At 73.5% G+C, this 25034-nt stretch carries 14 protein-coding genes and 1 rRNA gene; 12 read left to right on the forward strand and 3 right to left on the reverse strand.

Features of this window, described 5'->3' with window-relative positions:
* A 5S ribosomal RNA gene (gene rrf, locus ACZ3YL_RS41175) occupies positions 1-92 on the forward strand; the annotation flags it as partial.
* 61 nt (positions 93-153) lie between these two features.
* A complete protein-coding gene (locus ACZ3YL_RS41180) occupies positions 154-999 on the forward strand; it encodes a phosphatase PAP2 family protein (RefSeq protein WP_188304520.1) in 846 nt (281 codons plus the stop codon).
* On the opposite strand, the gene ACZ3YL_RS41185 is transcribed toward ACZ3YL_RS41180, so the two are convergent.
* The gene (locus tag ACZ3YL_RS41185; RefSeq protein ID WP_465662862.1) at positions 992-1555 is read right to left on the reverse strand and encodes a GPR1/FUN34/YaaH family transporter; all 564 of its coding nucleotides are present in this window, start codon (positions 1553-1555) and stop codon (positions 992-994) included. The two genes, ACZ3YL_RS41180 and ACZ3YL_RS41185, sit on opposite strands and share 8 nt — an antisense overlap.
* 267 nt (positions 1556-1822) lie before the next feature.
* Positions 1823-4384 carry a SpoIIE family protein phosphatase gene (locus ACZ3YL_RS41190; protein ID WP_188304518.1) on the reverse strand — a complete coding sequence of 854 codons (2562 nt, stop codon included), beginning with the start codon at positions 4382-4384 and terminating at the stop codon, positions 1823-1825.
* Between the two features lie 586 nt (positions 4385-4970).
* Between ACZ3YL_RS41190 and ACZ3YL_RS41195 the strand changes: the two genes are divergently transcribed.
* The 9 genes from ACZ3YL_RS41195 (at position 4971) to ACZ3YL_RS41235 (ending at position 18183) form a co-directional block, all read left to right on the forward strand.
* A complete protein-coding gene (locus tag ACZ3YL_RS41195) occupies positions 4971-9488 on the forward strand; it encodes a HAMP domain-containing protein (RefSeq protein WP_465662874.1) in 4518 nt (1505 codons plus the stop codon).
* A gap of 284 nt (positions 9489-9772) precedes the next feature.
* Entirely contained in the window at positions 9773-10408 is a 636-nt protein-coding gene (locus tag ACZ3YL_RS41200) for a response regulator (RefSeq protein ID WP_380462135.1), read from the forward strand.
* Positions 10409-10558: 150 nt separating this feature from the next.
* Complete coding sequence (locus ACZ3YL_RS41205) at positions 10559-13240, forward strand: DNA translocase FtsK (RefSeq protein WP_188304515.1); 2682 nt, start codon at positions 10559-10561, stop codon at positions 13238-13240.
* Between the two features lie 316 nt (positions 13241-13556).
* Positions 13557-14417 carry a helix-turn-helix domain-containing protein gene (locus ACZ3YL_RS41210; protein ID WP_188304514.1) on the forward strand — a complete coding sequence of 287 codons (861 nt, stop codon included), beginning with the start codon at positions 13557-13559 and terminating at the stop codon, positions 14415-14417.
* Positions 14418-14514: 97 nt separating this feature from the next.
* On the forward strand, positions 14515-16020 hold the full coding sequence (gene rimO / locus ACZ3YL_RS41215) for a 30S ribosomal protein S12 methylthiotransferase RimO (RefSeq protein WP_188304513.1): 1506 nt from the start codon (positions 14515-14517) through the stop codon (positions 16018-16020).
* The gene (gene pgsA / locus ACZ3YL_RS41220; protein ID WP_188304512.1) at positions 16017-16655 is read left to right on the forward strand and encodes a CDP-diacylglycerol--glycerol-3-phosphate 3-phosphatidyltransferase; all 639 of its coding nucleotides are present in this window, start codon (positions 16017-16019) and stop codon (positions 16653-16655) included. Before rimO ends, pgsA begins: the two co-directional genes overlap by 4 nt.
* A 16-nt stretch (positions 16656-16671) precedes the next feature.
* Complete coding sequence (locus ACZ3YL_RS41225) at positions 16672-17148, forward strand: CinA family protein (RefSeq protein WP_465662867.1); 477 nt, start codon at positions 16672-16674, stop codon at positions 17146-17148.
* Between the two features lie 315 nt (positions 17149-17463).
* Entirely contained in the window at positions 17464-17832 is a 369-nt protein-coding gene (locus ACZ3YL_RS41230; RefSeq protein ID WP_030290911.1) for a helix-turn-helix domain-containing protein, read from the forward strand.
* A gap of 57 nt (positions 17833-17889) precedes the next feature.
* Positions 17890-18183 carry a hypothetical protein gene (locus tag ACZ3YL_RS41235; protein WP_188304511.1) on the forward strand — a complete coding sequence of 98 codons (294 nt, stop codon included), beginning with the start codon at positions 17890-17892 and terminating at the stop codon, positions 18181-18183.
* Between the two features lie 65 nt (positions 18184-18248).
* Here the strand turns inward: ACZ3YL_RS41235 and ACZ3YL_RS41240 are convergent, their stop codons facing one another.
* Entirely contained in the window at positions 18249-23015 is a 4767-nt protein-coding gene (locus ACZ3YL_RS41240) for an ATP-dependent helicase (RefSeq protein WP_465662870.1), read from the reverse strand.
* 310 nt (positions 23016-23325) lie between these two features.
* Here ACZ3YL_RS41240 and ACZ3YL_RS41245 point away from each other — a divergent pair, with 310 nt between their 5' ends.
* On the forward strand, positions 23326-24882 hold the full coding sequence (locus ACZ3YL_RS41245; protein ID WP_465662872.1) for a S8 family serine peptidase: 1557 nt from the start codon (positions 23326-23328) through the stop codon (positions 24880-24882).
* Positions 24883-25034 lie beyond the last annotated feature (152 nt).

Consider the following 25034-nt stretch of genomic DNA (forward strand, 5'->3'; position numbering starts at 1 on the left):
CGCCCGGTTACATTCCGAACCCGGAAGCTAAGCCTCACAGCGCCGATGGTACTGCAGGGGGGACCCTGTGGGAGAGTAGGACGCCGCCGAACAATCATTCCAAAAAGACCCCCTCCCATTCGGGAGGGGGTCTTTTTGCGTTACCCTCTGCCAATGCAGAACCTGACCCTGACCTGGCAGTCCGCCGGGGGCGCCGCCGTCGTGCTCTACGGGGGCGCGTACGCCGCCGCGAGGGGCCGGAGGCCGGGGGTGTCGGCGCTGCTGCGGGAGGCCGGCACGCTGTTGGCGCTGTTCGCGCTCTGGCAGCTGGTGGGGCACCTGTCGGTGATGAGCGCCGACCACGCGCTGGACCGGGCGGGTTGGATCCACCGGACCGAGCGGGCGGTCGGGCTGCCGGACGAGGCGTCCTGGCAGGCGGCGGTCACGCCGTACCCGGTGCTGGTGAGGCTGGCGAACTACTACTACGCGGTCATGCACTTCGCGGTGATGCTCGGCGTGCTGCTCTGGGTCTTCCTGCGGCACCGGGAGCGCTACGCGTGGGTGCGCAACACGGTGGTGATCACCACCGCGGTCTGCCTGCTGGTGCAGTTCGTCCCGGTGGCGCCGCCGAGGATGCTGCCGCAGAGCGGGTTCGTCGACCTGGCCGCCGAGTACGGGCAGTCGGTGTACGGCGGTGCGGTCGGCGGGGTGGTGGTGGCCGACCAGTTGTCGGCGATGCCCTCGGTGCACGTCGCCTGGTGCGTGCTGGCGGCGGTCGCGGTGGTGCGGGTGTCGTCGAGCCCGTTCCGCTGGCTGGTGGTGCTGCATCCGGTGCTGACGGTTGCGGTGGTCGTGGTGACGGCCAACCACTTCTGGGCGGACGGCATCGTCGCCGTCGTGATCCTGCTGTTCGCCTACGCCGTCCTGGCGTCGGCGGCACGGCGGCGGGGCCGGGCCTCCGTCGAGACGGAGACCCGACCCCGCGTCGGTGCCGAGGACCGGCCGAAGCAGGTCACTTGACCGGCAGGGCGACCTTCCCCCAGGAGCCGTTGCTCAGGGCGGAGGTGGCCCAGTACCAGGCGGCGAGCCCGGCGACGGCGGCGATCCAGCCGGCGGCCTTGGCGAGGCCGCTGTAGCTGCCGAGGACTGCGATGGCGTTGAGCACGAGGGAGAGCGTGAACAGGCCGTAGACGGCGCGGCTGAACAGGCCCGCGCCCCAACTCGCCGCTGTGAGGCTGAGGGCGAGCAGCGCCCACAGCAACAGGAACAGACCTGCGGCGTTCTTGCTCGCGCCGCCCGCCACCGACCAGGTCGCCCAGAAGGCGCCGAGGCTGGTGAAGGCGGTCCCGGTGAAGCCCTCGCCGCCGCGGAGCTGCCAGAGGCCCGCGATGAAGAGGGTGACGCCGCCGAGCAGGTGGGCGAGGTGGGCCGCGTCTCCGGCGCCGGTACCGTGCAGGATCCCGGTGGAGAGCAGACCGTAGGCGAGCAGTGTCAGGCCGAGGGCGAGGTAGCCGAGGTTACCCGCGTCGGCTCCGGTGGAGCGGGCGTTCGTTGCCCCGGTAGCGTCGTTGCTCACCGGAGGCTCCTTTCACTCTGGGCGCGCGCAGGGCGCAGTAACGCTGGGTGTCGTCTCGATGAGTGGATGCGCGCGACCGCGCCGAGGGCGCACGGCGAAGGGCGTGCGCGGGCAGCGGTCAGAAGTGAGGTCAGAAGTGGTGGGCCGGCGGAGAGCCGCTGGTCACGTCCTCGTCGGGGGATTCCCCGGCGAGATCGGTGTACCCGGCACGCCCTGCTTGTACCCTTGTGAAGATAACAATTTGTGACAGCGTCAGGTGTGGAGTGCTCACGGCTGACGCTGGGTCGGCACCCGCAGGGTCAGGATCGCCATGTCGTCGGACGGCGGCTCCGGGGCGAAGCGCTCGACCGCGCGCTGCACCCGCATCGCGACCGCTCCGGCGGTCAGGCCGGTGCAGCCGGTGAGCACCTCGGCGAGTCCGTCGTCGCCCAACATCCGTCGGCCCTCCCGGCGTTCGGTGACGCCGTCGGTGACGCAGAGCAGCACCTCGCCGGGGGCGAGCACCAGGTGCTCGGCGGTGAGTTCGAGGTCGTCCATGACGCCGAGCAGCGGCTGCGGGGTGGCGGCTTGGTCGACCTGGCCGTCGGTGCGCAGTCTCAGCGGCAGCGGGTGGCCGGCGCAGACCAGGGACAGCTCGGTGCTGCCGTCCGGGCGGGGCGTCAGTTCGCCGTAGAGCAGGGTGAGGAAGCGGCTGCGCGAACCCTCGTCCAGGATGGCCGCGTTGAGCCGGCGCAGCACCTGCGGGGCGTCCAGGCCCTCGCGGGCGAGCAGCCGCAGCGAGTGCCGGGCCAGGCCGGTGACGGAGGCGGCCTCCGGGCCGGTGCCGCAGACGTCGCCGATGGCGAAGCCGTAGGTGCCCTCGCGGATGGTGAACAGGTCGTAGAAGTCGCCGCCGACCTCGTTGCCCTCGCCGGCGGCCTGGTAGTAGACGTCCACCTCGACGCCCGGGATCTCGGGCAGGTCCGGCGGCAGCAGACTGCGCTGCAGGGCCTGGCTGGTGGCGGTGCGCTCGGAGTAGAGGCGGGAGTTGTCGAGGGCGAGGGCGGCCCGGCGGGAGAGGTCCTCGGCGAGTTCGAGGATCTCCTGGCGGAACCGCACCCCAGCCGGGACGCCGAGGACGAGCAGGCCGATCACCCGGTTGCGGGCGGTCAGCGGCAGGACGACGGTCTCGCCGAGCAGGCCGGCGAGTTCGGGGCTGTCGGTGAGGCCGCGGGACCCGGCGGTCTCGGCGGGCGCCGTCCAGAAGCGGACGCCGTGGGTGGGACCGGCCTCGGGGGAGGGGGTCTTGTCGAGCAGGTCGCGCAGCGGGTCGATCCGGTCCTCGTCCTCGTGCAGCACGAAGGCGAGGCCGGTCGCCGAGCTGTGGTCGCCGTTGGTGTAGACGGCGCACCAGGAGGCGAGGGTGGGGACGGCCATCTGGGCCATCAGCGCGAGGGTCTGCTCGTGTTCGAGGGTGCCGGCCAGCAGGTCGGAGGCCTCGACGAGGAAGGAGAGCGAGCCGCGGCGCAGCCGTTCGAGCTCGGTCAGCCGGGTGCTCTCGACGGCCAGGGCGACCCGGTCGGCGGCGAACTGGAGGCGCAGCGCGTCCTCGTTGTCGTAGCGGCCGGGTGCGGCGGTGGCGATGCCGAGGGAGCCGATGAGGCGGCCCTCGACCTTGAGCGGGACGGTGACCAGGGAGCGCATGCCGCTGCCGGAGAGCAGGGGCAGCCCGGTGGGGCGGCCGGCGAGGTCCTCGTGGACGGAGGGCAGCCGGGCGGAGTCGTAGCGGTTGCCGGTCTCGACCGGGAAGCGGGTGTGCCGGCGGTGCCCGATGGTCAGGCCGGTGGCGGCGCGGACCTCGAACTCGGCCTCGTCGTCGGTGGTGAGCAGCAGGTAGGCGGCGTCGGCGTCGAGCAGGTCGCGGGCGCGTTCCACGGTGCGCTGGAGCAGGGTTTCGAGGTCGTCGGTGGCGATCGGGCCGGCCAGCAGGTCGAGCCGGGGCCCGGCCGGGTCGGGGCGCTCGCCGGGCAGCGCGCGGGCGGGGGAGCGCAGCACGGCGCGGTCGGGTTCGAGGACGAGCAGACAGAGGGTGGAGGGGACGCCCTCGGTGTCGCGCACGCGCACCTGGACGCCGTAGACCTCGACCTCCTCGCCGTCGGGCCGCCGTACGCCGTAGCCGCCCTCCCAGCGGGCCAGCCGGAGGGTGTCGGTGAGGCCGAGGCCGCGGCCGGAGGACTGCGGCCAGACCGCGAGGTCGGCCCAGGGGCGGCCGAGGACGGTGGCGGCGGGGTGTCGGAAGAGCGCCTCGGCGTCCGGGTTCCAGGCCAGCACGCGGCCGTCGTCGTCGAGTTGGACGACGGCGACGTGCACCGGCCCGGGGCTGCTGGGCAGGTCGCTGCCGGGGGTGGCGGGAACGGCGTAGCGGGTGCCGGTCACGTGTGCGGGCAGGGCGAGCCGGAACCAGACGGTCTTGCGGCCGGTCGCGTACTCGACGCCCCAGCGTTCGGCGAGGGCCGAGCACATCAGCAGGCCGCGGCCGCCCTCGCCGTCGGGGTCGGCGTAGCGGTCTGAGGCGGTGACGGGCCCGTCGCCGAGGGTGGGCAGGCCGCGCTCGGGGTGGTGGTCGGTGACCTCGATCCGGACGGTCTCCTCCTCGCGCAGGCAGCAGACCTCGGCGGCGGTGCCGGCGTGCACGACGGCGTTGGTGACCAGTTCACTGACCAGCACGACGGCGTCGTCGACGACCTCGGGCAGGCCCCAGCCGAGCAGCGCGTCCCGGACGAAACCCCGGGCGGCGGCCGCGGACCGGCCGTCGGGGTCGAAGGTGGCGGCTGCGCGCGCGGTGACCACGTTGCCACTTCTCCTCTGCTGCTCTGGCGCTGGCTGTCCGGGGCTCGGCGCCGACCTCCCCGTGCGCGCCGTCGCGCGGGCGGCGGCGCTGGGTCGGGTCGTGGCCCGGTGCAGCGCTCCACCCTACTTTCCGCTTGGTTCCCCGTGGGGGCGGGGCCGTGAAACAGGCACCAGAGGGTGATTCTGCCCACCTGTTTCGGACGGTGCGGGGACAACCGAGCGCAACCGGCCGTATACCCGACGCCGGTGCTGCCAGACTGGGGGGTCCGCGACGGCCGGTGGGAGCAGTACGGTCGTGTGGGTGCCGGTGGGCCGTGGGGGTCGGCCGGTGCGCAGCCCAGCCGGGTCGGTGCCCGGTCCGCGCCGTACCGGCGAGGCGGTCACCGGACAGTACACACGATGTGGGAGGGGCCCGTTGAGTTCGGCCACCAAGGACGCAACCAAGGACGCAACCGGTACGACGCCGCCCGCTCCGCGCGGGGGGCGGTCCGGGACCGCGCCGCGGATCGCGGCCGGCCGTCGAGCGGCCCACAACCGAGGTGCGGAGCCGGCCGAGCTGCGCAAGGTGCTGGCCGCGCTGACGGCGATGCGGGACGGCAACTTCCGCCGCCGGCTGACGGTGCCGGGCGACGGGCCGCTGGCGGAGATCGCCGCGGTGTTCAACGAGGTCGCCGAGCGCAACCAGCACCTGACCGGTGAACTGGCCCGGGTGCGGCGGGCGGTGGGCCGCGAGGGCCGGCTGAACGAGCGGCTGGAGACCGGCGCGGGCGAGGGCGCCTGGATGGCGGCCGTCGACAACTGCAACGCGCTGATCGACGACCTGGCCCGCCCGATGTCCGAGGTGGGCCGGGTGCTGACGTCGATCGCCGAGGGCGACCTGGACCAGAAGATGGAGCTGCGCTCGCTGCACAGCAACGGGGTGAGCCACCCGCTGCGCGGCGAGTACCTGAAGATCGGCCGGACCGTCAACGGACTGGTGGACCAGCTCTCGGAGTTCACCGACGAGGTGACCCGGGTGGCCCGCGAGGTGGGCACCGAGGGCAAGCTCGGCGGCCAGGCCAAGGTCCGCAGCGTGTCCGGCAGTTGGAAGGACCTGGCGGACTCCGTCAACACCATGGCGGGCCGGCTCACCGCCCAGGTGCGCAACATCGCCCAGGTGACCACGGCGGTGGCCAAGGGCGACCTGTCCCGCAAGGTGACCGTCGACGTGGCCGGCGAGATGCTGGAGCTGAAGAACACCGTCAACACGATGGTGGACCAGTTGAACGGCTTCGCCGCCCAGGTCACCACGGTGGCCAGGGACGTCGGCACCGAGGGCCGGCTGGGTGGTCAGGCGCAGGTGCCGGGCGTGGCCGGGGTGTGGCGCGAGCTGACCGACTCGGTGAACTTCATGGCCGACAACCTGACCGGTCAGGTCCGCAACATCGCCCAGGTGACCACGGCGGTGGCGCGCGGGGACCTCTCGCAGAAGATCGAGGTGGACGCCCGCGGCGAGATGCTGGAGCTGAAGAACACCATCAACACGATGGTGGACCAGCTCTCCGGCTTCGCGGAACAGGTGACCCGGGTGGCCCGCCAGGTGGGCACCGAGGGGCGGCTCGGCGGGCAGGCCCAGGTGCCCTGGGCGGCCGGGGTGTGGCGGGACCTGACCGACAACGTCAACTTCATGGCGAACAACCTCACCGACCAGGTGCGCAACATCGCCCAGGTGACGACCGCGGTGGCCAAGGGCGACCTGTCGCAGAAGATCCAGGTGGACGCCCGCGGGGAGATCCTGGAGCTGAAGAACACCATCAACACGATGGTCGACCAGCTCTCCGCCTTCGCGGACGAGGTGACCCGGGTCGCCCGGGACGTCGGCACCGAGGGCATCCTCGGCGGCCAGGCGAGCGTGCCGGGGGTGTCCGGGACGTGGAAGGACCTGACCAACAGCGTCAACCTGATGGCCAACAACCTGACCAACCAGGTCCGCAACATCGCCGAGGTGACCACCGCGGTGGCGCGCGGCGACGTGTCGAAGAAGATCACCGTCGACGCCCGGGGCGAAATCCTGGAGCTGGTGACCACCGTCAACACCATGGTCGACCAGCTGTCGGCCTTCGCCGACGAGGTGACCAGGGTGGCCCGCGAGGTGGGCACCGAGGGCATCCTGGGCGGGCAGGCGCGGGTGCGCGGGGTGTCGGGGATCTGGAAGGACCTGACCGACAACGTCAACTTCATGGCGTCGAACCTGACCGGACAGGTGCGCAACATCGCCGAGGTCGCCTCCGCGGTGGCCCGCGGCGACCTCTCCAAGAAGATCACCATCGACGCCCAGGGCGAGATCGCGACGCTCGCCGGGACGCTGAACACCATGGTCGACCAGCTGTCCGCGTTCGCGGTGGAGGTCACCCGGGTCGCCCGCGAGGTCGGCACCGACGGCACCCTGGGCGGCCAGGCGAGCGTGCCCGGGGTGGCCGGCATCTGGAAGGACCTGACCGACAACGTCAACCAGATGGCCAACAACCTCACCGGCCAGGTCCGCAACATCGCGCTGGTGATCACGGCGGTCGCCCGCGGCGACCTCTCGCAGAAGATCGACGTCGACGCGCGCGGTGAGATCCTCCAGCTCAAGACCAACATCAACACGATGGTCGACCAGCTCTCGGCCTTCGCCGACGAGGTCACCCGGGTCGCCCGCGAGGTGGGCACCGACGGGCGGCTCGGCGGCCAGGCCCGGGTGCCGGGGGTGGACGGCACCTGGCAGGACCTCACCGAGTCGGTGAACGAGCTGGCCAACAACCTGACCCGGCAGGTGCGCGCGATCGCCCAGGTCGCCACCGCGGTGACCAGGGGCGACCTGAGCCTGCGGATCGACGTGGACGCCGCCGGCGAGCTCGACGAGCTCAAGGACAACATCAACCAGATGATCGCCAACCTGCGCGAGACCACCCGCACCAACCAGGAGCAGGACTGGCTCAAGACCAACCTGGCCCGGATCTCCGGCCTGCTGCAGGGCCGCCGGGACCTGGAGGCCGTCGCCTCGCTGATCATGACCGAGCTGACCCCGGTGGTCTCCGCCCAGCACGGCGCCTTCTTCCTGGCCCAGCCGGCCGGCCGGACCGCCGAACTGATCACCGAGGACGACGACGAGAACGACACCGTGCTGCGGCTGATCGGCAGCTACGGCTACCAGCGGCGGGCGATGCCGACCACCTTCCGGCCGGGCGAGTCGCTGATCGGCCAGGCCGCGGTGGAGAAGCGGGCGATCATGGTCAAGGAGGCGCCGCCCGGGTACCTCAAGATCGCCTCCGGCCTCGGCGAGGCCTCGCCGGCCCACATCGTGGTGCTGCCGGTGCAGTTCGAGGGCCGGCTGCTGGGCGTGATCGAGCTGGCCACGTTCAGCTCCTTCACCACCGTCGCCCTGGACTTCCTCAACCAGATCGCCGACCTGATCGGCGTCACCGTCAACACCATCAGCGTCAACACCAAGACCGAGGGCCTGCTGCTGGAGTCCCAGCGACTCACCGCCGAACTCTCCATGCGGTCCGCTGAGTTGGAGGCGCGCCAGGAGGAACTGGAGCGCACCAACGAGGAGTTGCAGGAGAAGGCCGAGCAACTCGCCCAGCAGAACCGCGACATCGAGATCAAGAACAGCGAGATCGAGGAGGCCCGGCAGGTCCTGGAGGAGCGCGCCGAACAGCTCGCCCTGGCCTCCCGGTACAAGAGCGAGTTCCTCGCCAACATGTCGCACGAGCTGCGCACCCCGCTCAACTCGCTGCTGATCCTGGCCAAGCTGCTCTCCGACAACAATGAGGGCAACCTCTCGCCCAAGCAGGTCGAGTTCGCCGACACCATCCACGGCGCCGGCTCCGACCTGCTGCAGCTGATCAACGACATCCTCGACCTGTCCAAGGTCGAGGCCGGCAAGATGGACGTCCGCCCGGCCCGGATCGCCCTGGTCCAGCTGGTCGACTACGTCGAGGCCACCTTCCAGCCGGTCGCCCTCGACAAGAACCTGGACTTCGCGGTGCGGGTCTCGCCCACCCTGCCGGTCACCCTGCACACCGACGAGCAGCGGCTCCAGCAGGTGCTGCGCAACCTGATCTCCAACGCGGTCAAGTTCACCGACACCGGCGGCGTCGACTTCTCGATCAGCGCGGCCGGCCGGGACGTCCCCCAGCACGTGCGCGAGCGGCTGCTGGAGTTCGGCTCGATCCAGGGCCCGGACGACGAGCTGATCGCCTTCTCCGTCTCCGACACCGGCATCGGCATCCCCGGCAACAAGCTGCGGGAGATCTTCGAGGCGTTCAAGCAGGCCGACGGCACCATCAGCCGCAAGTACGCCGGCACCGGCCTCGGGCTGTCGATCAGCCGCGAGATCGCCCGGCTGCTCGGCGGCGAGATCCACGCCGAGAGCGAGCTGGGCAAGGGCTCGACCTTCACGCTCTACCTGCCGCTGCGCACCGACGCCGCGGACACCGCCGAGCGCCCGGCCGAGCGCCCGGGCACCGCCACCCCGCCCGCGCTGCGCGCCTCGGTCGGGGTGACCCCGGTGGGCCTGCCGGTGCCGGTCGGCGAGAGCCCGGCCGACCACTGGGCCCAGGAGGTCCGGGAGATGGCCGAGGAGCGCCGTCGGGGCGCGGTGGAGCGGCGGCGCAACGCCGCCCTGGAGAGCGCCGCCGCGCCGCGCGCGGTGGAGCCCGCCCAGCAGCTCCGGCCGGCCCGCGGCGACATCCGCTTCGACGGCCAGCAGGTGCTGATCGTGGACGACGACGTGCGCAACGTGTTCGCCCTGACCAGCGTGCTGGAGCAGCACGGGCTGACCGTCCTGTACGCGGAGAACGGCCGCGAGGGCATCGAGATGCTGGAGCAGCACGAGAACGTGGCGCTGGTCCTGATGGACATCATGATGCCGGAGATGGACGGCTACGCGACCACCGAGGCGATCCGCCGGATGCCCCAGTTCGCCGGCCTGCCGATCATCGCGCTGACCGCCAAGGCGATGAAGGGCGACCGAGAGAAGTCCCTGGAGGCGGGCGCCACCGACCACATCACCAAGCCGGTGGAGACCGACCACCTGCTGTCGGTGATGTCCGAGTGGCTGAGCGGCGACCACACGTGACCGGCCGGTGCGGCGTGAACCCCGCGGTTCACGCCCGCCGGTCGGCCGGTTTGCTGGCGGTCGGGCCCGGGAACCCGGTAGGGTCACCGATCGTTGCGAACAGTGACCGGACGGCGACACGCTGCTGAGCGTGCGCCGGAGCACTGGCTGCGCGCCGTTCCGGATCGGTCACGACGGAGCGATGTGCCGGGCGAGGGGGTGCGGCTAGCATGACCGGGGTAGCGGTGGGCAGTACGCGAGTGCCCACACCGGGCGGCAGGCAGGCGACAGGAGGGCGAGCCCCGATGCAGAAGGCCAAGATCCTCCTGGTCGACGACCGGCCGGAGAACCTCCTGGCGCTGGAGGCGATCCTCTCCGCCCTGGACCAGACGCTGGTGCGCGCCGCCTCCGGCGAGGAGGCGCTCAAGGCGCTGCTGACCGACGACTTCGCGGTGATCCTGCTGGACGTCCAGATGCCCGGGATGGACGGCTTCGAGACCGCCGCCCACATCAAGCGCCGCGAGCGCACCCGGGACATCCCGATCATCTTCCTGACCGCGATCAACCACGGCCCGCACCACACCTTCCGCGGCTACGCGGCCGGCGCGGTGGACTACATCTCCAAGCCCTTCGACCCGTGGGTGCTGCGCGCCAAGGTCTCGGTCTTCGTCGACCTGTACGTCAAGAACTGCCAGTTGAAGGAGCAGGCCGCGCTGCTGCGGCTGCAGCTGGAGGAGGGCGGCGGCGAGCCGGCCCTCGGCGGCGCGCTGCTCGGCGAGCTGTCCGCGCGGCTGGCGGCGGTCGAGGAGCAGGCGGAGGCGCTGGGCAAGCAACTGGACGGGGCCGAGGACGCCGGGGTGGCCGCCACCGCGGCGCACCTGGAGCGCAAGCTCGCCGGACTGCGCCGGGCGCTGGACGCGATGCGCCCCGGCAGCGCGTAGTCCGGCCGCCGTATCGTTCACCCGTCCGGGTGGTCCCGCTGCTGCGGCCGAGTGAAAGGCGGTCAGCGTGACGGTGTGTCTGCGACACGGCCGGGCGCCCCGGCTCGGGCGCATGTGCACTGGTCGCCCACCCCGGTAGGCTGCTGACCCATGGCCACTCGTACGCCCGGAAACGCCGCACGCAAACCGAGTCCGGGACCGTCCAAGAAGGCCGCGGCCAAGGCCCCGGGCAAGCCGCCCGCCAAGAAGGCGGCCGCCCGCCGGGCCCCCGCGAAGAAGACGGCGGCCAAGTCCGCCCCGCCGCCCCCGCCGCGCCGCTCGGTGCTGATGGGCGCGCTCAACGCGATCGCCAGCCCGATCGCCGCGATCTTCCGCGGCTTCGGCGACGGCGCCAAGAACCTCCACCCGGCCCACCGCAAGGACGGGCTGGGCCTGCTGCTGTTCGGGCTCGCGCTGGTCGTCGCCGCCGGCACCTGGTTCAGCTCGGAGGGCTGGCTGAACGGGGCGGCCACCGCCGTGGTGTCCGGACTGTTCGGACGGCTCGATGTGCTGGTGCCGTTCCTGCTGGCCGGGATCGCGATCCGGCTCTGGCGCCACCCGGAGCTGCCGGAGGCCAACGGCCGGATCGTGATCGGGCTGAGCACCCTGCTGATCGGCATCCTCGGCCTGGTCCACATCGGCTGCGGCGCGCCCACCATGGGCAGCGGAGCCTCCCGGATAAGGGCGGCCGGCGGGATCATCGGCTGGGCCGCGTCGACCCCGATGATGGCCGCGGCCGGCGCGGTGCTGGCCGTGCCGCTGCTCCTGCTGCTGGCCTTCTTCGGCCTGCTGGTGGTCACCGCCACCCCGGTCAACCGGATCGGCGAGCGGGTGCGCGGGCTGGGCATACGGCTCGGTGTGATCGAGCCCGGGCCCGAGGACGAGCCGCGCTGGGGGCGTACGCCGGAGCACGAGCCGTCCACCGATCCGCCGGAGGACGCCGACCCCGACGCGTTGCCCTACACCGTGGAAACCGACGGTGAGGACCCGGGTGACGAGGTGGCCGCCCGCCGGCGCCGTCGCCGGCGCAAGCCGGTCGTCGAGGACGACGAGGAGCAGTCGGAGGCCGTCCGGGTCTCGCTCGACAAGGAGCCGCTGGACCCGTACGCCACCCGCGACCTCGCCGCCGGCGCGGCCGCCGACCTGGACGGCGCGCTGGTCTACGGCGTCCCCGCCTCCTCGGCGGTGGCGGACATGATGCACCAGGTCAAGGACCTCACGGCGGCGCCCGAGGAGCCCGCCGTCCCGGCCGCCCGCAGCGGCGGGCCGGGCGCGCCCGCGGAGCACGGCCCGGCGCCGGTGCGGATGGAGCAGCTCCAGCTCGGTGAGGGCGTCACCTACGCGCTGCCCTCGCTCGACCTGCTGGAGCGCGGCGGCCCGGCCAAGGCCCGCAGCGCCCTCAACGACGAGGTGGTGGCCCAGCTCACCAGCACCTTCGCCGAGTTCAAGGTCGACGCGAAGGTCACCGGCTTCACCCGCGGCCCGACGGTCACCCGCTACGAGGTCGAGCTCGGCCCGGCCGTCAAGGTGGAGCGGATCACCGCGCTCGCCAAGAACATCGCGTACGCGGTGGCCAGCCCGGACGTGCGGATCATCAGCCCGATCCCGGGCAAGTCCGCGGTCGGCATCGAGATCCCCAACCGGGACCGCGAGATGGTCAACCTCGGCGACCTGCTGCGCTCGCGCACGGCCGCCGAGGACACCCACCCGATGGTCGTCGGCATGGGCAAGGACGTCGAGGGCCACACCGTGATGGCCAACCTCGCCAAGATGCCGCACATCCTGGTCGCCGGTGCGACCGGCGCGGGCAAGTCGTCCTGCATCAACTGCCTGATCACCTCGATCCTCGCCCGGGCCACCCCGGACGAGGTGCGGATGGTGCTGGTCGACCCCAAGCGGGTCGAGCTGACCGCGTACGAGGGCATCCCGCACCTGATCACGCCGATCATCACCAACCCCAAGAAGGCCGCCGAGGCCCTCCAGTGGGTGGTGCGCGAGATGGACCTGCGCTACGACGACCTCGCGGCGTTCGGCTTCCGGCACGTGGACGACTTCAACGCGGCGGTGAAGGCCGGCAAGGTCACCCCGCCGCTGGGCAGCGAGCGGGAGCTGCGCCCGTACCCGTACCTGCTGGTGATCGTCGACGAGCTGGCCGACCTGATGATGGTCGCGCCGCGCGACGTCGAGGACTCGGTCGTCCGGATCACCCAGCTGGCCCGGGCGGCCGGCATCCACCTGGTGCTCGCCACCCAGCGGCCCTCGGTGGACGTGGTCACCGGCCTGATCAAGGCCAACGTGCCGTCCCGGCTGGCCTTCGCGACCTCCGCGATGGCCGACTCCCGGGTCATCCTGGACCAGCCCGGCGCGGAGAAGCTGATCGGCAAGGGTGACGCGCTGTTCCTGCCGATGGGTGCGAGCAAGCCGGTCCGCATGCAGGGCGCGTTCGTCACCGAGGCGGAGATCGCCCGGGTGGTGCAGCACTGCAAGGACCAGCTGAGCGCCGTCTACCGGGACGACGTGACGGTCGGGGGCGGGCCGAAGAAGGAGATCGACGAGGAGATCGGCGACGACCTGGACCTGCTGATCCAGGCGGCCGAGCTGGTGGTCTCCACCCAGTTCGGCTCGACCTCGATGCTCCAGCGCAAGCTCCGGGTCGGCTTCGCCAAGGCGGGCCGGCTGATGGACCTGATGGAGTCGCGCGGGATCGTCGGCCCCAGCGAGGGCTCCAAGGCCCGCGACGTGCTGGTGAAGCCGGACGAGCTGGACGGGGTGCTGATCACCCTGCGGGGCTGAGGCCGGCCCTGCAGGGGCCGGGGACGACCCCGCACGGCTGACGGGCCGTCCCCGCCGCGGGTGTTCACTCGTTCGGAGGAGGGTAGGCGCGGAGTGGGGAACCGAATGCCCGTACGCCGCGTCACAGGCCGGAAAGCGCACTCGGCCCGGGGGGACGTCGCGGCCTCGCACCTCCCCGCTGACCACCGGTCAGCCAGGGGGCGGCCCCCGGCCGGGGCGGGCACGCGCATTCGGGCCCGTTCCGCTTGAGAAACGATCCGCCCACGCCCCTAGACTGTTCTCCAGCAGGTGGCCATCCGCTCGAAAGGCGTGCCCCGTGACCATCGGCAAGTCCTCCGACCGCGATAACGCCCCGTCGTCCGTCGAGCCGACCGACGACCCGGTGCAGGCGGCCGATGCCCCGAGCATCGGCCGGGTGCTGTCCGCCGCCCGGATCGAAGCGGGACTCACGGTGGACCAGGTGAGTACCGCCACCCGAGTGCGGGTGCCGATCGTCCATGCCATCGAGGAGGACGACTTCGACCGCTGCGGCGGCGACTTCTACGCCCGCGGGCACCTCCGCGCGATCGCCCACGCCGTCGGCGCGGACGGCGAGGCGCTGGTGGCCCGCTACGACGCCGCCCACGGCGGCTCGCCGGCCTCCAAACGCCCCGCCACCCAGCTGATCGACAGCGGCCCGATCAAGGTGCCCGGCCGCAGTCGGCCGAACTGGGCGGCGGCCATGGTCGCCGCGATCGTCGCGGTGGTCGTGCTGATCGGCTTCAACCTGGTGAGCGGCAAGAGCGGCCACGGCACCACCGGCTCCGCCAGCGCGCCGCTGCCCAGCGGCTCCGGCACCGGCTCGGTCGCCGCGGCCACACCGACCGTCCAGCCGCCGGCGCCCGCGCCGAGCGCCGCGGCGATCGCCGCCGTCCCGGCCGACAAGGTCACCGTGAAGCTGGTCGCCGAGGGCACCAGCTGGGTCTCGGCGATGGACGGCAGCGGCAAGTCGCTGTTCCAGAACAACATCAGCAACGGCCAGGACCAGACCTTCACCGACCCCAAGCAGATCAAGCTGGTGCTCGGCAACGGCGGGGCCGTGCACGCGTACGTCAACGGCAAAGACCTCGGCGTCCTCGGCAAGGACGGCCAGGTGGTGCACGTCACGTACACCCCCGGAGACCCCCAGGCGGGCTGACCACACGGCCCCTCGCGGGCCGTCGATGATCAGCTGATCCGTGGCACACGGCCTCCGGGGCGAACGGCACCGGAGGCCGCGCGTTAATCTTGGGCCTATGCCTGAACGCCGCACTGTCGCCCTTGTCACGCTCGGATGCGCCCGCAACGAGGTGGACTCCGAGGAACTCGCCGGGCGACTGGAAGCCGACGGCTGGTTGCTCGTCGACGATGCCGCCGAGGCCGATGTCGCCGTCGTCAACACCTGCGGCTTCGTCGAGGCCGCCAAGAAGGACTCCGTCGACGCCCTGCTGGAGGCCAACGACCTCAAGGGGCACGGCCGCACCCAGGCCGTCGTCGCGGTCGGCTGCATGGCCGAGCGGTACGGCAAGGAGCTCGCCGACGCGCTGCCCGAGGCCGACGGGGTGCTCGGCTTCGACGACTACTCGGACATCTCCGACCGCCTGCAGACCATCCTCTCCGGCGGCCACCACGCCCCGCACATCCCGCGCGACCGCCGCAAGCTGCTGCCGATCAGCCCGGCCGAGCGGCAGTCCGCCGCCGAGTCGGTCGCGCTGCCCGGCCACGGCGCCGAGGCCGCCGCCGAACCGATCGACGACCTGCCCGCGGGCCTCGCCCCGGCCTCCGGCCCGCGCACCCTGCGCAAGCGGCTGGACAACAGCCCCGTCGCCTCGGTCAAGCTCGCCTCCGGCTGCGACCGGCGCTGCTCGTTCTGCGCCATCCCGGCCTTCCGCGGCTCCTTCATCTCCCGCCGCCCCTCCGACGTGCTCAACGAGGCCCAGTGGCTGGCCGGCGAGGGTGTCCGCGAGATCGTCCTGGTCAGCGAGAACAACACCTCGTACGGCAAGGACCTCGGGGACATCCGGCTGCTGGAGACGCTGCTCGGCGAGATCTCCGCGATCGAGGGCGTCGAGCGGGTGCGGGTCTCCTACCTGCAGCCGGCCGAGATGCGCCCCGGTCTGATCGACGCGATGACCGGGACCGCCGACGTGGTGCCCTACTTCGACCTGTCCTTCCAGCACTCGGCGCCCGCCGTACTGCGCCGGATGCGCCGCTTCGGCTCCACCGACCAGTTCCTGCAGCTGCTGGGGACCATCCGGGACAAGGCCCCGCAGGCCGGCGCCCGGTCCAACTTCATCGTCGGCTTCCCCGGTGAGACCGAGGAGGACTTCGCCGAGCTGGAGCGCTTCGTCACGAACGCCGGGCTGGACGCGATCGGCGTCTTCGGCTACTCCGACGAGGACGGCACCGAGGCGGCCACCTACGACGGCAAGCTGCCCGAGGACGTCGTCGCCGACCGGCTGGACCGGTTGAGCCGGCTCGCCGAGGAGATGACCGCCCAGCGCGCCGAGCAGCGGATCGGCACCGTGGTCGAGGTGCTGATCGAGTCGATCGAGGACGGCGTGGTCGAGGGCCGCTCCGCCCACCAGGCCCCGGAGACCGACGGCCTGACCACCCTGCACGGCGTCGAGGACCCGGAGGTCGGGCAGTTCTGGCGGGCCACCGTGGTGGCCAGCGAGGGCGTCGACCTGATCGCCGAGGCGCTGGAGCAGGTGCGAGCGCCCAGGACCGCGGGGGCCGAGGCTCCGGGAGCCGGGGAATGACCAAGGGGCCCGGCGCCCCGGCCGCGGCCCACCCGGGCAGACCGGCGGCCGCGCTGCCGCCGGTGCCGGGCATCTGGAACATCGCCAACGTGCTCACCATGGTCCGGGTGCTGCTGGTGCCGGTCTTCGTGGCACTGCTGTTCGCCGACGACGGGCACAACCCCAAGTGGCGTGCCGTGGCCTGGGCCGCGTTCGCGATCGCGATGATCACCGACCTGTTCGACGGTGAGCTCGCCCGCCGCAAGGGCCTGGTCACCGACTTCGGGAAGATCGCCGACCCGATCGCCGACAAGGCGATCATGGGCTCGGCGCTGATCGGGCTCTCGGTGCTCGGCGACCTGCCCTGGTGGGTCACCGTGGTGATCCTCGCCCGCGAACTCGGCATCACCCTGATGCGCTTCTGGGTGATCCGCTACGGCGTCATCCCGGCCAGCCGGGGCGGCAAGCTCAAGACGCTGACCCAGGGCACCGCGGTCGGCATGTACGTGCTGCCGCTGACCGGCTGGCTGGCCACCGGACGGGCCGTCCTGATGGCCCTGGCGGTGCTGCTGACCGTCGCCACCGCGCTGGACTACATCGGACAGGCGCTGCGACTGCGCCGCGAGGGCACGGCCGCGGAGCGCGCGGACCGGTAGGGAACGGGGGATCTCGGTGACGGACTACCAGCTGGCCGAACAGGTGCACACCGCGCTGCGGGCCGAGGGCGGCACGCTGGCCGTCGCCGAGTCGCTGACCGGCGGGCTGCTGGCCGCCGCACTGGTGGACGTCCCCGGGGCGTCCGCGACCTTCCGCGGCTCGGTCACCGCGTACGCCACCGAGCTGAAGGCCTCGGTGCTCGGTGTGGACGAGGGTCTGTTGGACGTGTACGGTCCGGTCCACCCGGTGGTGGCCCGGCAGATGGCCGAGGGCGTGCGCGGGCTGATGGGCGCGACGTACGGGCTCGCGACGACCGGGGTGGCCGGTCCGGAGCCGCAGGACGGGCAGCCGGTGGGCACCGTACACCTGGCGGTCGCGGGGCCGGGGGGAACTCTGGTCAGTTCTCCCCTGCTGTCGGGCACGCGTGCCACAATCCGTCACGAAGCGGTGACCGCCGCACTGGAGCTGATCGTCGGCCGGCTCGCTCGATAGGGGCCCGCTGACGGATCTCCACCGAACCGAGATCTGCCGCACTGGTACGCGGGTATGGCACAGCTGGAGGATCGTGTTACATCCAACGGCCTGGTTGGGCAGAAACCAGGTGGCGAACGAGTTGCGTGACGGTGGCCGGGTGGGCCACGTCGGGTACCACGAGGGGCCCGCAAACCCGGGTGCGACACCGGAACGAGGAGGGGGACGGCCTTGCAGCCCAGAGTGAACACGACCAGGGTCCCCGCACGCGATGCGGGCAAGGCGGTACGGTGGGGGCGTGACATCTCGATCCGCAGTCCGAGGAGGGAGGCACCGATGATCCTGCTCCGTCGCCTACTGGGCGATGTACTGCGTCGGCAGCGCCAGCGCCAGGGCCGCACACTCCGCGAGGTGTCGGCGGCCGCCAGGGTTTCGCTCGGATACCTCTCCGAGGTCGAGCGGGGACAGAAGGAGGCCTCCTCGGAGCTGCTCTCCGCCATCTGCGACGCACTCGACGTCCGGATGTCCGAGGTCATGCGCGAGGTCAGCGACGAACTGTCGCTCGCCGAACTTGCGGCGATGGCCACCCTCTCCGAAGGTGATCTGCTGAGGCCGGTACTCGAACCGGTTCCGCTGCCCGCCCCCGGCGCCGACCGGGCGAACATGTCGCCCAAGGCCGCCGCGATGGACGTGGTCGCCGCCTGAACCCGGCCTCGACACCCGGGCTCCTCCGATGCCCGGGGCGAGCGAAGGAGGGCGGTCGTGGGAAGAGTCGCGACGGTGCGCACGGTGGCCCGAATACGGCTGCGGGTGCGGAGGCCGGTGTCCTGGTCGGTCCGTTGGGTCCTGCCGGTCCTCGTGGCCGGGCTCGCCTGCTGGCTGGTCGCCGTCCGGGGACAGCTGGCCGACGGCGCGCTACTCGGACTGCTGGCGGCCGGCGGCTGGGGACTCGGTCTCATACCGGTCCACGCCGACCGGAACGCCACCGGACCGGTACGGCGCCGACGCGAGGAGACCGTGGCCCGGGCGGAGGTACCACCGCCGCCGATCGGGTGAATCGACGTGGCCGGAGGCCGCGGGGTCGTTGACTCCGCGGCCACCGTGCTCTTCGTACGGCCTCCCTACGGCCTCAGCCGCAGGCCGCGGGGCGTGGCGTGGAAGCCCGCCTCCTCCAGGGCACGGCCCAGCTCGGAGCCGAGCGCGGGCTCGCCGTTGGCCCGCTCGACCGTGACGCTGCCGAGCGCGCCCGCGCGGACCGCCCCCGCGAGCGCCCCGGCGGCCAGCGCCAGGGTCGCGTCGTCCGCCGGCCAGGCCAGCAGGGACTTGCCGCCCCGCTCCACGTAGAGCGCCAGCTCGCCGTCCACCAGCACCACCAGGGCGCCCGCCTTGCGCCCCGGGCGGTGCGCCTTGGACTCCTTGGCGCCCTCGGCGGCGGGCGGCTCCGGCCAGGGCAGCGCGGCGCCGTAGGCGTTCGCCGGATCGGCGGCGGCCAGCACCAGCAGCTGCGGCGGCTCGGCGGCCGGTGCGGCCGGCCACTCGGTGGCCCGGGACCGCTCCAGCCGGCCGTTCACCGAGCGCAGCCGGTCGGCCGCGCCCTCCATGGCGAACTGGGCGCCGCCCAAGCCCTCGACGAAGTAGCCCCGGCGGGCCCGGCCGCGCTCCTCCATCGCGGCCAGCACCCGGTACACCCCGGCGAAGCCGCCGGACACCCGCTCGGCCGCCACCGTGCCGCGGGTGAGCAGACCGTGCCGGTCCAGCAGGCTCTGCGCCCGGGCGGTGGCCCGGACCGTCGGATCGGTGGCGAAGGCGGGCAGCAGCGACCAGCGGCCGGCCACCGTCGGCGGGCCGCTGCGCAGCGCCCCGCCGGCCCGGCCGAAGGCGCGGCCCGCCCCGCCGTAGCGGCCGCGCGGAGTGGCCCGGGGGGCGCGGTGGGCGGTCGCGCCCGCCGTCCGGCCGGAGCCGAGCAGGGCGCGCAGCGGGGCCAGGGTGTCGTTGGTGACGTACCCGGCCCAGACCAAGTCCCACAGGGCCTCGACCACCTCCGGCTCCGGCGTCTCCTCCGGCAGCTGCTGGACGAGCTGGCGGAAGAACAGGCCGTAGCCGCCCGCCAGGGCCTGCATCAGGGCGCTGTGCAGCGGGGTGAGCGCGGGTGGGACGGGCTCGGGGCGCAGCAGGTGGGCGCTCTCGGCCAGGTGCAGGCTGAGCCAGCCGTCCTTGCCCGGCAGCGCGCCGGCGCCGCACCAGCCGATCTCGCCGGCCGCCATCAGCTCGTCCAGCAGGCCGGCGGAGTAGTCGGCGAGCCGGGCCGGGAGGATCAGCTTCTCCAGGGCGGAGGCGGGCAGCGCGGTGCCCTGGAGCTGCTCGACCACCCGGAGCAGGCCGTCCGGGCCGCGCAGCCGGTGGCCCGCCAGGTGCTGCCACTGCGGGAGGAAGGCGGCCAGGGCGCGCGGCGGGACGGGCTCGACCTCCTGGCGCAGCGCGGCCAGCGAGCGGCGGCGCAGCCGGCGCAGCACCTCGGCGTCGCACCACTCGGGGGCGGTGTGGGTCTCGGCCGGGAGGAACTGGCCCTGCACCAGGCGGCCGGCGGCGGTGAGCCGCTGCAGGGTGCCGGTGACGACGGCGGTGCCGAGGCCGTAGCGGGCGCCCGCCGCGGCGGCAGTGAACGGGCCGTGGGTGCGGGCGTGCCGGGCCAGCAGGTCCCCGAGCGGGTCCTTGACCGGTTCGGTGAAGGCCTCGGGGACGCCGACCGGCAGCGGGGTGCCCAGCGCGTCGCGCAGCCGTCCGGCGTCCTCGATCGCGGCCCAGCGCTGCTCGCCGGCGATCCGGACCTGGATCACCCGGCGGGCCGCCTCCAGCTCCAGGGCCCAGAGCGGTTCGGCCCCGCGCGTGGTCAACTCGGCCTCGGCGAGCGGGCCGAGCAGGCGCAGCGCGTCGGCCACGCCCTCGGCGTCCTTGATCCTCCGCTCGGGGGTGAGGCGCTGGAGCTCGGCCTCCAGCTCGGCGAGGACCTCGGGGTCGAGCAGCTCGCTCAGCTCGGCCTGGCCGAGGAGTTCGGACAGCAGCCGGGAGTCGAGCGACAGGGCGGCGGCCCGGCGTTCGGCGAGCGGGGAGTCCCCCTCGTAGAGGAACTGGGCGACGTAGCCGAACAGCAGTGAGCGGGCGAACGGCGAGGGCTCGGACGTGGTGACCTCGACCAGGCGGACCGCGCGGGACTCCAAGTCCCCCATCAGCTCGACCAGGCCGGGGACGTCGAAGACGTCCTGCAGGCACTCCCGGACGGCCTCCAGGACGATCGGGAACGAGCCGTACTCGGAGGCGACTTCGAGCAGCTGGGCGGCGCGCTGGCGCTGCTGCCAGAGCGGGGTGCGGCGGCCCGGGTTGCGGCGGGGGAGCAGCAGGGCGCGGCCGGCGCACTCCCGGAAGCGGGAGGCGAACAGGGCGGAGCCGCCGACCTGGTCGGTGACCAGCTGCTCGATCTCGTCGGCCGCGAACAGGGCGGCGTCGGCGCCGACCGGGGCCTCGTCGGAGGCCGTCGGTTCGGCCGGGCCGCTGAAATCGAAGTCGGGGGCGAGCAGGTCGGCGTCGGGGAGGCGGAGCACGATGCCGTCGTCGGCGTGCATGACCTGCGGGTCCAGGCCGTGCTTCTCGCGCAGCCGGGCGCCGAGGGCGAGCGCCCAGGGGGCGTGCACCTGGGCCCCGAAGGGGGAGTGGATGACGATCCGCCAGTCGCCGAGCTCGTCCCGGAAGCGCTCGACCACGATGGTGCGGTCGTCGGGGAGGTGGCCGCAGGCCGTCCGCTGCTCGGCGAGGTAGTCCAGCAGGTTGGCGGCGGCCCAGTCGTCCAGGCCGGCCTGCTGGAGGCGCTCGGTGGCGGCCTCGGGCGCAAGGGCGCCCAGCTCACGGGTGAACGCGCCGAGGGCGCGGCCGAGTTCGAGCGGGCGGCCGAGGGTGTCGCCCTTCCAGAACGGGAGCCGGCCGGGGACGCCGGGGGCGGGGGTGACCAGCACCTTGTCGTGGGTGATCTCCTCGATCCGCCAGGAGGTGGTGCCGAGGGTGAAGACGTCGCCGACGCGGGACTCGTAGACCATCTCCTCGTCGAGCTCTCCTACCCGGCCGCCGCCCTTCCGGCCGGTCTTCGAATCGGCCGCAGTGGTGCCGGCGATGAAGACGCCGAACAGGCCGCGGTCGGGGATGGTGCCGCCGGAGGTGACGGCCAGGCGCTGGGCGCCGGGGCGGCCGGTCACCGTGCCGGCCACCCGGTCCCAGACCACCCGGGGGCGCAACTCGGCGAAGGCGTCCGAGGGGTAGCGGCCGGCCAGCATGTCGAGCACGGCGTCGAAGGCGGACTGGGGGAGGGTGGCGAAGGGCGCGGCGCGGCGGACCACGGTGAGCAGGTCGTCCACCGGCCAGACGTCCAGGGCCGTCATCGCGACCAGCTGCTGGGCGAGCACGTCCAGCGGGTTGCGCGGGATGCGCAGCGCCTCGATCCGGCCCGCCCGCATCCGCTCGGTGACCACGGCGGACTGCACCAAGTCGCCCCGGTACTTGGGGAAGAAGACGCCGGTGGACACCGCGCCGACCTGGTGGCCGGCCCGGCCGACCCGCTGCAGGCCGGAGGCGACCGAGGGCGGGGACTCGACCTGGACGACCAGTTCGACGGCGCCCATGTCGATGCCCAGCTCCAGACTGGAGGTGGCGACCACGGCGGGCAGCCGACCGGCCTTCAACTCCTCCTCGACGAGCGATCGTTGCTCCTTGGAGACGGAGCCGTGGTGGGCCCGGGCGATCACCGCGGGCGCGCCCCGGGCGGCGCCCGAGCCGCCCATCAGCTGGGCCGGGGCGTGCGCCTCGGGGAAGACGGCGCCGGTGGCGCGCTCGTGGGCGATCTCGTTCAGCCGGTTGCACAGGCGCTCGGCCAGGCGGCGGGAGTTGGCGAAGACGATGGTCGAGCGGTGCGCCTCGACCAGGTCGACGATCCGCTCCTCGACGTGCGGCCAGATCGACTGCCGGCGCTGCGGGTCGGACTCGGCGGCGCCGCCGGTGGCCGGGGCGGCGGGCAGGTCGTCCAGGTCGGGGACGGGGACGACCACCGAGAGCTCGAACTCCTTGGTGGAGGGCGGCTGGACGATGACCGCGCCGCGCTGCGGGCTGAGGAAGCGGGCCACCTCCTCGACCGGGCGGACGGTCGCGGACAGGCCGATCCGGCGGGCCGGGCGGTCCAGCAGTTCGTCCAGCCGCTCCAGGCTGAGCGCGAGGTGGGCGCCGCGCTTGGTGCCGGCGACGGCGTGGACCTCGTCCAGGATCACCGTGTCGATGCCCCGGAGCGCCTCCCGGGAGGCGGAGGTGAGCAGCAGGAAGAGCGACTCGGGGGTGGTGATCAGGATGTCCGGCGGGTGGGTGGCGAAGCGGCGGCGGTCGGCGGCCGGGGTGTCGCCGGAGCGGATCGCGACCTGGACCTCGGGCTCGGGCAGGCCCAGCCGGACGGCGGCCTGGCGCAGGCCGGTCAGCGGGGCGCGCAGGTTGCGCTCGACGTCCACCGCGAGGGCCTTGAGCGGGGAGACGTAGAGCACCCGGCAGCGGCGCTTGGGCTCGGCCGGGGGTGGGGTGCTGCTGAGCCGGTCGAGTGCGGAGAGGAAGGCGGCCAGCGTCTTGCCGGAGCCGGTGGGGGCGACCACCAGGACGTCCGTCTCCCGCTGGATGGCGCGCCAGGCCTCGGACTGGGCGGTGGTGGGAGCGGAGAAGGCACCCGTGAACCAGGCCCGGGTGGTCGGGGCGAATCCGGCCAGCGGGTCGGTGGGCCGGGGGGCGTCGGCCTCGGGCGCGTCGGGCGCGTCGGGCGCGTCGGGCTCGGGGGCGTCGGCGGGTGGGGTCGGGTGCTGGGGCGCCATGCCCCCATGGTGCCGGGTGGGACCGACAAGTGAGGTGGGGCGCGGGGTGCGAGGCGGTGCGAGGAGGGGGTGCGAGGGGTGTAGTTGCGGGGGCGGGAATGATGATCGGCTCATATGGTGAGAAATCGGGCGCGTGATCGATCCGTGACCGTGGCCGCAGGGGTGCGGCCTCACCCGACCGACGAGCGGAGAGCGTGGGATGGCGCAGGCGCACCAAACCGGGCCCGTCCGGGCGGTCCAGTGCCGGCGGGTCCAGTGCCGGGGAGTCCGCCGCCGAAGGGTCGGCGGGCCCGCCCTGGCGCTGCTCGCGATGCTGCTCACGGCTCTGGGGCTCGGCGGCGCGGTGCCGTACGTGTCCGGGCCCGGGCGGGCGTACCTCAGCTACCTGGTGCTGGCCGAGCGGGAGGACGCGGCGGGCGCCGCCCGGGCCGGGGCGGAGAGCCGGGCGGCGGGCGGGCAGGTGGTGCAGGAGTACCCGCAGATCGGGGCGGTGCTGGCGTACGCGACCGGCGGCTTCGCGGACAGGGTGCGGGCCCGGCCCGGGATCGCGGCGGTCGGGGCGACCAGGACGGCGCCGGTGGTGGGGCCGCCGCGGACGGTGGCCGGGGCGGGGGACTTCGCGGCGGGGGGTCGAGCGGGTGGGGTGGGTCCGGTGGGTGAGGTGGGTGGGGTGGGTCGAGTAGATGGGGTGGGTCGGGCGGGGAGTTCAGGGGGTCGGGCGGGGAGTTCGGACGGCCGGGGGAGGAGCGAGGCGAGGGGCGGGAGGGACGGGTGGAGTTCGGAGAGGCGGGATGACGAAGGGACCGTGACGGTTCCGGATCCGGCGGAGGGCGGGGAGTGGAACCTCACCATGATCCACGCGGCGTCGGGGCCGCCGGGCGATGCGGCGGTCGGGGGTGCGCCGGGTGTCGACGCGCTGCGGAAGGTCCTGGTCGCTGTGCTGGACTCGGGCGTCGACGACACCCACCCGGACCTGCGGGCGGCCGTCGACCCGAAGGCCTCGGTCTCCTGCGCCGACGGACGCCCGGACGCCCGGACCGGCTCCTGGCGGCCCGACCCCGGGGTCGGGGAGAGCGGGCACGGCACCCACGTCGCCGGGATCATCGGCGCGGCCTCGGCCGGGAAGGGCGTCACCGGAGTCGCCCCCGGGGTGCGGATCGCCGCCGTCCGGCTGCTCGGGCCGCTCGGGCAGTACTACGCGGAGAACATCGTCTGCGGGATGCTCTGGGCCGCCGACCACGGGGCCAAGGCGATCAACGACAGCTACTTCGCCGACCCGTGGAAGTACAACTGCCCCGAGGACCGCGACCAGGCGGCGCTGATCACCGCCGTCGGCCGGGCCGTCGGGTACGCCCAGCGCAAGGGCGCGGTGGTGGTCGCCTCCGCCGGCAACGACGGGCAGGACCTCGGTGCCGCCCGCACCGACGAACGCAGCCCCAACGACCGGGTCTCCGGGCCGGCCCCCACCCGCTCCCTGGGCACCGAGTGCATCCGCCTTCCGGGCCAGCTGCCCGGGGTCGTCACCGTCACGGCCGTCAACCGGGACGGGCATCCGTCCTCGTACACCAACTACGGGCGCGGCCGGGTCTCGCTGGCCGCCCCGGGCGGGGACCCGGACGGCGGGGCGCAGGGGGCGATCATCTCGGACTGGCCGGGCGGGCAGTACGCGGCGCTGGCGGGGACGTCCATGGCGGCGGCGCACGTGACGGGGGCGGTGGCGGTGGCCGCGGCGCTGCATCCGGGGCTCGGGGCGGGGCAGCTGGCGGAGCTGCTGGCGGTGACGGCGGCGGGAGGGTGTCCGGCGGGGGCGGGGGGGTGTGGGGATCGGCGGTATTTCGGGGTGGGGGTGTTGGGGGTGCCGCGGTGAAGGGGTGTGTTCGTGGGGGTGGGCTCTCGGGAGGGTGGGTGGGTGCCGGGGGGGGGGGGGGGGGGGGGGGGGGGGGGGGGGGGGGGGGGGGGGGGGGGGGGGCGGGGGGGGGGGGGGGGGGGGGGGGGTGGGGGGGGGGGGGTGGAGAGGCG

Source organism: Kitasatospora sp. NPDC023176 (genome assembly GCF_055560495.1).